Here is a 7,270-nt window from a genome sequence, read left to right as displayed (position 1 = left end):
GACCGGCGGACCGGCGGACCGGCGGAGCGGCGGAGCGGTCGATATTTCTCGTGACTGCGGCCGGCGACCGGTCTAGCGTCGATCATGCGGAGAACGCCTCAGGCACGGGCCGGGGCGCGCAGGCGAGAGGATCCGCGATGGCCATGCAGTCCAGCCCCTACATCTCCTTCCCGGGTAACGCCTCCGAGGCGTTCCCGTACTACCGCGATCTCTTCGGTGGCCGACTCGACCTGATGACCTACGACGAGATGCCGCCGATGGAGGGAATTCCGTTCACCCCGCCGTCCGGATCGGTCGCGCACGCGACGCTGGAGGCCCCGGGCATCACCCTGACCGGTGGCGACGCCATGGGCGAGGACCTGCCCCGGCTCGCCAGTGACGTCTACTCGTTCCTGCTCGCCTTCGACACCACCGACGAGGCCCGCACCTTCATCGCCACCGTGGCCGACGACGGGGGCGAGCTGGCGATGCCGTTCGAGGTGGCTCCCTGGGGCGACCACTACGGTCAGGTCCGGGATCGGTTCGGCATCCGCTGGGACGTGGTGGTCGACGGATCGGCCGGGTGATTTCCGGCTGACCGCCCCGTGACACCCGTATCGATCACCTCCGCTTGTTACGGTTCAGCCATGGATATCTCCGGAGCAAGTGCAATCGTCACGGGCGGTGCGTCGGGAATCGGCGCCGCCGTCGTCCGTCAGCTCGCCGCGCAGGGTGCGAAGGTGGTCGTCGCCGACCTCAACGCCGAGAAGGGTGAGGCCCTCGCAGGCGAGGTCGGCGGCGTGTTCGTGGCCGTCGACGTGACCAAGACCGAGGACAACATCAAGGCCGTGGAGGCCGCGCTCGAGCTGGGCCCGCTGCGATACCTGGTCAACTCGGCCGGCATCGGCTGGGCGCAGCGCACGATCGGCCGGGACGGCGAGTTCGCCTCGGCCTTCGACATCGACTCGTTCCGCAAGGTCATCGAGATCAACCTCGTCGGCTCGTTCGACATGCTCCGACTGGCCGCCACGGCCATGTCCCGCGGCGAGGCCGACGAGGACGGCCAGAAGGGCGCGATCGTCAACATGGCCTCCGTCGCCGCGTTCGACGGGCAGATCGGCCAGGCCGCGTACTCCGCGTCCAAGGGCGGCATCGTGGGCCTGACCCTGCCCGTGGCCCGTGACCTGTCGGCCGCCGGGATCCGCCTCAACACCGTCGCCCCCGGCCTCATCGACACCCCGATCTACGGCGAGGGCCCCGACTCGGAGGCGTTCAAGGCCAAGCTGGGCGAGAGCGTCCTGTTCCCCAAGCGTCTCGGCTCGGGCGACGAGCTGGCGTCGATGGTCATGGAGCTGCTCACCAACCCGTACATGAACGCGCAGACCGTGCGCGTCGACGGTGGCATCCGGATGCCACCGAAGTGAGCTGACACCGCAGTGGGCTGACACCTCAGTGCGCTGACCCCGGGTCGCCCCGGGTACACGACGGCCCCGCCGGATCGGATTCCGGCGGGGCCGTCGTGCGTATCCAGGGCCCGGCGTACGTCCACGCCGCGCCCGTCCCTCACTGTTCGCATCCGCGGACCGCAGCCGCTCGTGTACCTGAACTCTCGCGTGCGCAACTGCGCAGGCCGGTGTTCATCGAGACGGGCGCCTGCCCCGCAGGTGTACAGGCGCGGGAGCAGATGCCCGCCCGCCCGCCCGGGGGTGTCAGGCCCTGGCGCGGCGCTTCTTCAGACGCCCCTCGAGGTAGACGGCGAGCTTGGTGAGCGTGTAGTTGATGATCACGAAGAGGATGCCGGCCACGATGTACGCGGGAACGGTGTTGGCGTAGGCGGAGCCGAGGGTCTTGGACCAGTTGAGCAGCTCCAGGTAGGTGATGCCGTACCCCAGTGCGGAGTCCTTGAGGACGACGACGAGTTGGCCGACGAGGGCCGGGAGCATGGCCGTGAGCGCCTGGGGGAGCTGGATCGAGCGCAGCACCTGCCCCGGGGTGAGCCCCACCGCGAGTCCCGCCTCGGTCTGCCCCGAGGGCAGACCGTGGACTCCCGAACGGACGAGCTCCGCGATGACGGCACCGTTGTAGAGGGTGAGCGCGGTGACCACCGCGGCCAGCGGCGCGTGCTGATTGGGCACGATGTTCGAGGTGGCGAAGTACCCGAAGTAGGCGAACACCATCATCAGCAGCACCGGGACCGAGCGGAAGAACTCCACGATCACGCTGCAGAACCACCGCAGTGGGGCGAACGGCGAGAGCCTGCCCATGCCGAAGAGCAGCCCGAAGATCACCGCGAGGACGATCGAGATGGCCGCCGCGGTGAACGTCCCCTTGAGACCGGGGATCAGGTAGGAGGTCCACACCTCCGGGTCGGTGACGAACGGCTCCCACATGAACGCCTGCAGCTGGCCGGCGGCCTCGAACTGGATGTAGACCACGTAGGCGATGCCGACGGCGATCAGGGCACCGATCACCGTGAAGATCTTGTGGCGGAGGCGGGCCTTGGGGCCCGGGGCGTCGAACAGGACGGCCTGGGTGCTCATCGCTTCACCGACAGCTTCCGTGAGAGGGACGTGGTCCAGAGTCCGATCGGGAGGGTGAGGATCACGAACACCATGGCGAAGAAGAAGAACGTCGGCAGGCTCGCGCCCTCGTTCTCCGTGATCACCTGGAGCAGCCCCGCCGAGTCGCCCACGCCGATGACGGCGGCGACCGTCGAGTTCTTGATGAGAGCGATGATCACCGAACCCATGGGTGCGATGGACCCTCGGAACGCCTGCGGGAGGATCACCTCCCGCAGCGACTGCCCGAACCCGAGTCCGATGGACCGGGCGGCCTCGGCCTGGCCCACCGGGACCGTGTTGACACCGGAGCGCAGGGCCTCGCAGACGTACGCCGCGTGGTAGACGGCGAGCATGATCGCGGCCCACCAGAAGGCGTTGCGGGCGAAGTCGTCCGAGACGGACAGCTGGAGGATGAAGGACAGGCCGAGGATGCTGAACACCATCAGCAGCGTCAGCGGCAGGTTCCGGAAGATGTTGACGTAGGAGGTGCCGAGTCCGCGGAGGACGGCCACCGGGGAGACCCGCAGGATCGCGATGATCGTCCCCAGCACCAGTGCGCCCACCGTCCCGAGGAGCGAGAGCTGAATGGTGACCCACACCGCCCCGAGGACGTCATAGTCGGCGAAGATATCGCCCATGGTCCACCTTCCGTCATGAGGTGTGGAGGGCCTCCGCGCCACCGTTCACCGGTGGCGCGGAGGAGTTGTCAGGTCAGATCAGGCGCAGGCGTCCGGGTTGGGCGGGTTGCCCTCTCCCGGCTCGAAGCCCGCCGCTCCGAGGTTCTCCTCGACGGCCGCGTCCCAGCTGCCGTCGGAGATCATCTCGCGGATGGCCTCGTTGATCTGCTCGCACTTCTCCGTGTCGCCCTTCTGGATACCGATCCCGTAGAGCTCCTCGGAGAAGGGGGATCCGACCACCTTGAGCTGACCCTGGTACTGGTCCTGCGCGGCGTAACCCGCGAGGATCGTGTCATCCGTGGTGAGTGCGTCGACCGCGTTGGAGACCAGTGCCGAGACGCACTCGGAATAGGTGCCGAACTCCTGGAGGTTGACCCCCGGGACCTCCTCCTGGACGTTCTGCGCCGAGGTCGACCCGGAGACCGAGCACAGACGCTTGCCGTCGAGCGACTCCGGCCCGGTGATGCTGTCGTCGTCCGCACGGACCAGGAGGTCCTGGCCGGCGATGAAGTACGGTCCGGCGAAGTCGACCTTCTCCTTGCGGGAGTCGGTGATCGAGTACGTGGCCACGATCATGTCCACCTGCCCGGTCTCGAGGAGGGTCTCGCGCTGCGCGCTCGGTGCCTGGACCCACTCGATGTCCTCGGCGGGGGTGCCGAGCTTCTCGGCCACGTAGGTGGCCACGTCGACGTCGAGCCCGTTGTAGTCGTTGCCCACCTTCAGCCCCAGGCCCGGTTGGTCGAACTTGATGCCGATCCGGAGCTGGTTCTCGCCCCCGTCATCGTTCCCGCACGCGGTCAGGCCGAGAGCCAGGGTGACCGCCGCTGCGGCCGATCCGATCCGTCGGAAGTTCATGTGTTCTCCTCGTGAAATGGGTGGGTCGAGATCTGGGGGAGGTGATTCTGGAACGGGGGCCCGGTTCGGGGGTGGTGAGCGGACCCGAGCCGACTCAGTTGGTCAGGATCTTGGACAGGAAGTCCTTGGCACGGGCGCTCTGCGGGTTGGTGAAGAAATCCTCAGGGGTGGCCTGTTCGACCAGTTCCCCGTCGGCCATGAAGATGACGCGGTCGGCGGCCTTTCGCGCGAATCCCATCTCGTGGGTGACCACGACCATGGTCATCCCGGACCTCGCCAGCCCGGTCATCACGTCGAGGACCTCGTTGATCATCTCCGGGTCCAGGGCGGAGGTGGGCTCGTCGAAGAGCATGACCTTGGGGTCCATCGCGAGGGACCGCGCGATGGCGACACGCTGCTGTTGACCACCCGAGAGCTGGGCCGGGTACTTGGACGCCTGGTGCTCGACACCCACCCGCTCCAGCAGTTCCATCGCCCGCTTCTCCGCGACGGCCTTGGACTGTTTGCGCACCTTGATGGGGCCGAGGGTGACGTTCTCGAGGATCGTCTTGTGCGCGAACAGGTTGAACGACTGGAAGACCATGCCGACGTCCGCACGGAGCTTGGCGAGCGCCTTGCCCTCCTCGGGCAGCTCCTTGCCGTCGATGGTGATCGAGCCCGACTCGAAGGTCTCGAGCCTGTTGATCGCCCTGCACAGCGTCGACTTGCCCGAGCCCGAGGGGCCGATCACGACGATGACCTCGCCCTGATCGATGGACATGGTGATGTCCTTGAGCGCCTGGAAGTCACCGAAGTGCTTGTTCACGCCTGAGATCTCGACGAGTGCCATGGGAGGGATCATAGGCGGCTGAGGATTCATCGAGGATCGACTCGCCGATTGGACCTTTCCGGTCGACAACCTCACCGACCCTCCGTACCGTCAACCCATGGCGATATCAGACGTGAAGGAATACGCCCATCTCTCCGCCGAGGACGTCGAGGCGATCGGTGAGGAACTCGACGCGATCCGCCAGGAAGTCGTGGACTCGCTCGGCGAATCCGACCGCCGGTACGTGCAGAACACGATCCGTCTCCAGCGCGGACTGGTGGCCGGTGGCCGGGCGGTCCTCCTCTTCTCCGGGTACCGCCCGGCGTGGCTGGTGGGGACCGGGATGCTGGCCGCGGGCAAGATCATCGAGAACATGGAGCTCGGCCACAACGTGATGCACGGGCAGTGGGACTGGATGAACGACCCGGTCATCCACTCCACCACCTGGGAGTGGGACATCGTGGGCACCTCCGAGCACTGGAAGGCCACTCACAACCATCACCACCACACGTACACCAACATCATCGGGATGGATGACGACGTCGGGTACGGCGTGGTCCGTGTGACGCGTGACCAGCCGTGGAACCCGGCGTACTCGCTGAACCTGGTGTGGAACACCATCCTGGCGTTCACCTTCCAGTGGGGCGTGGGGGTCCAGCACCTCGAGATCGCGCCGGGCACCATCAACTCGTCCGGCCGGGCCGAGCAGAAGCGGCGCATCGGGCAGTTCCTGCGCAAGGCCCGCCGTCAGGTGGGCAAGGACTACGTGTGGTTCCCGCTCCTGTCGGGCCCCAACTGGAAGTCGACGATGGCCGCCAACGCCACCGCCAACGTCATCCGGAACCTGTGGTCCAACGCCGTGATCTTCTGCGGGCACTTCCCGGACGGTGCGGACAAGTTCACCCTGGAGGACCTCTCCGAGGAGACCCAGGCGCAGTGGTACCTGCGTCAGATGCTCGGCTCCGCCAACTTCACCGGAAGCCAGCTCACCCACTTCATGTCGGGCAACCTCTCCTACCAGATCGAGCACCACCTCTTCCCCACCATCCCGTCCAACCGGTACGGCGAGATCTCGGAGAAGGTCCAGGACGTCTGCCGTCGCTGGGATCTGCCGTATACGACGGGTCCGCTGTACAAGCAGTACTGGCAGTCGTGGCGCACGATCGCCAAGCTCTCGCTGCCCGACCGCTTCCTCAAGGCCACCACGGACGACGCGCCGGAAACCAGGTCGGAGCGCATGTTCGAGGGTGAGCCGCGGACCTACGACGATCACGCGGGCCCCCGGTCGGGCCTGGTCACCGCTCTCAAGCACCGGACCGACCCGAATCAGCTCCGGCGCCTGACCCGCACGGTCTGACGGTGGCGGACGACCGGGCGGACGAGGGAGCTACCTCCGGCGACCGGACGCCGAGCGTCGACGAGACGCATCGTCGACCACCCGGCGCGACCGACGCCGAGGTGGAGGCCGCAGGCACCGCCACCGAGGCACTGGAGTACGTGGAGCGGGCCCGGGGGCACCTCTATGACCTGCACCAGCTGATCGGGCGCGCGGACATCCTCTACCAGCAGGCCGCGGATCAGCTGGAGGCGGTCGGCCGGACCGAGCTCGCGGAGCTGATCCGGACCGAGATGGTCGGGGTGAACGTCCTCCACGGGCGGTGGACGTTCCAGATGGTCGAGGAGTTCGACGACGGGTTCTGGACCACTGCCCGAGAGGTCAGCAAGGCCGTCCGGGACGAGGTCACCGACGGGCGTCGCCACGTCTACGAGGCCGAACTCAAGGAGCGGAACCGGTCCGCGGGCACCACGGGTCATGAGGCGACCCCGCGGGAGAATCTCTGACCTCCGCGGGGTCGGCCGGTGTCAGCCGGTCCGGTGTCGGCCCGCCATGGCGTGCCGTTCGGACTCGGTCGTCCCACCCCAGACCCCGTAGAGTTCCTTCGATTCCATGGCGAACTGCCGACAGGGGTCGAACACCGGGCAGCCCTGACAGACGGCCTTGGCCCTCTCCTCCTTGCGACGGCGTTCGCCCTTCGATTCGTCCTCTGCGCTGTAGAACAGGTCTTCGAGATCGATGCAGGCGGCATCGTCCCGCCACGACCAGAACTCCGCAGTGGGTTCGAGGTTCCTGTATCTGGGCACGGCGCCTCCTTCCCGCGACGCTGAAGTGCCCTGCCATGAGCCCTGATTGTTCAGAACGCGGTTGACTCCATCCTGACAGTCGACGCGGCGAGGTCAAACGGAAATTAGCGAGCGTAGGCTAACCTTTCTCGGCAAAAGTCGACGGGGGCTGCGCTTTTCGGAGCCTGCGGCCAGAGGTTAAAGTTCGGCAATTCTCCGGGGCCGACTCTTCATCTGCTGAGACGAGTGGCGGAAGTGGGCCTCGTCAG

General features: G+C 67.0%; 9 protein-coding genes. 4 read left to right on the top strand and 5 right to left on the bottom strand.

Annotation, left to right across the window (positions count from 1 at the left end):
* Both G6018_RS15055 and G6018_RS15050 read left to right on the top strand, forming a co-directional pair.
* On the top strand, positions 1 to 566 hold a 566-nt coding region (locus G6018_RS15055; protein ID WP_241732141.1), incomplete at its 5' end, for a VOC family protein.
* 60 nt (positions 567 to 626) lie between these two features.
* Positions 627 to 1,403, top strand: coding sequence for an SDR family NAD(P)-dependent oxidoreductase (locus G6018_RS15050; protein WP_182640055.1), 777 nt, complete (start codon positions 627 to 629; stop codon positions 1,401 to 1,403).
* Between the two features lie 285 nt (positions 1,404 to 1,688).
* On the opposite strand, the gene G6018_RS15045 is transcribed toward G6018_RS15050, so the two are convergent.
* From G6018_RS15045 to G6018_RS15030, 4 genes are all read right to left on the bottom strand, one after another.
* Positions 1,689 to 2,519 (bottom strand): amino acid ABC transporter permease, encoded by an 831-nt coding sequence (locus G6018_RS15045; protein WP_179523725.1) that lies wholly within the window; start codon positions 2,517 to 2,519, stop codon positions 1,689 to 1,691.
* Positions 2,516 to 3,178 (bottom strand): amino acid ABC transporter permease, encoded by a 663-nt coding sequence (locus G6018_RS15040; RefSeq protein WP_095718779.1) that lies wholly within the window; start codon positions 3,176 to 3,178, stop codon positions 2,516 to 2,518. Before G6018_RS15040 ends, G6018_RS15045 begins: the two co-directional genes overlap by 4 nt.
* A gap of 78 nt (positions 3,179 to 3,256) precedes the next feature.
* Positions 3,257 to 4,072, bottom strand: a complete 816-nt coding sequence (locus G6018_RS15035; protein WP_182640054.1) for a glutamate ABC transporter substrate-binding protein — start codon at positions 4,070 to 4,072, stop codon at positions 3,257 to 3,259.
* Between the two features lie 94 nt (positions 4,073 to 4,166).
* The gene (locus G6018_RS15030) at positions 4,167 to 4,901 is read right to left on the bottom strand and encodes an amino acid ABC transporter ATP-binding protein (protein ID WP_095718777.1); all 735 of its coding nucleotides are present in this window, start codon (positions 4,899 to 4,901) and stop codon (positions 4,167 to 4,169) included.
* Positions 4,902 to 4,998: 97 nt separating this feature from the next.
* Here G6018_RS15030 and G6018_RS15025 point away from each other — a divergent pair, with 97 nt between their 5' ends.
* Positions 4,999 to 6,237 (top strand): fatty acid desaturase, encoded by a 1,239-nt coding sequence (locus G6018_RS15025; protein WP_182611091.1) that lies wholly within the window; start codon positions 4,999 to 5,001, stop codon positions 6,235 to 6,237.
* A gap of 2 nt (positions 6,238 to 6,239) precedes the next feature.
* A complete protein-coding gene (locus tag G6018_RS15020; protein ID WP_182640053.1) occupies positions 6,240 to 6,722 on the top strand; it encodes a hypothetical protein in 483 nt (160 codons plus the stop codon).
* A 21-nt stretch (positions 6,723 to 6,743) separates the two neighbouring features.
* Here G6018_RS15020 and G6018_RS15015 read toward each other — a convergent pair whose 3' ends face one another.
* The gene (locus G6018_RS15015) at positions 6,744 to 7,022 is read right to left on the bottom strand and encodes a WhiB family transcriptional regulator (protein ID WP_179523730.1); all 279 of its coding nucleotides are present in this window, start codon (positions 7,020 to 7,022) and stop codon (positions 6,744 to 6,746) included.
* Positions 7,023 to 7,270: the final 248 nt, after the last annotated feature.

This window comes from Dietzia sp. DQ11-44, assembly GCF_014145205.1.
Classification (GTDB): Bacteria; Actinomycetota; Actinomycetes; order Mycobacteriales; family Mycobacteriaceae; genus Dietzia; species Dietzia natronolimnaea.
The sequence above is the reverse complement of the archived record's forward strand: the minus strand, read 5'-3'. Positions and strand labels throughout refer to the sequence as shown.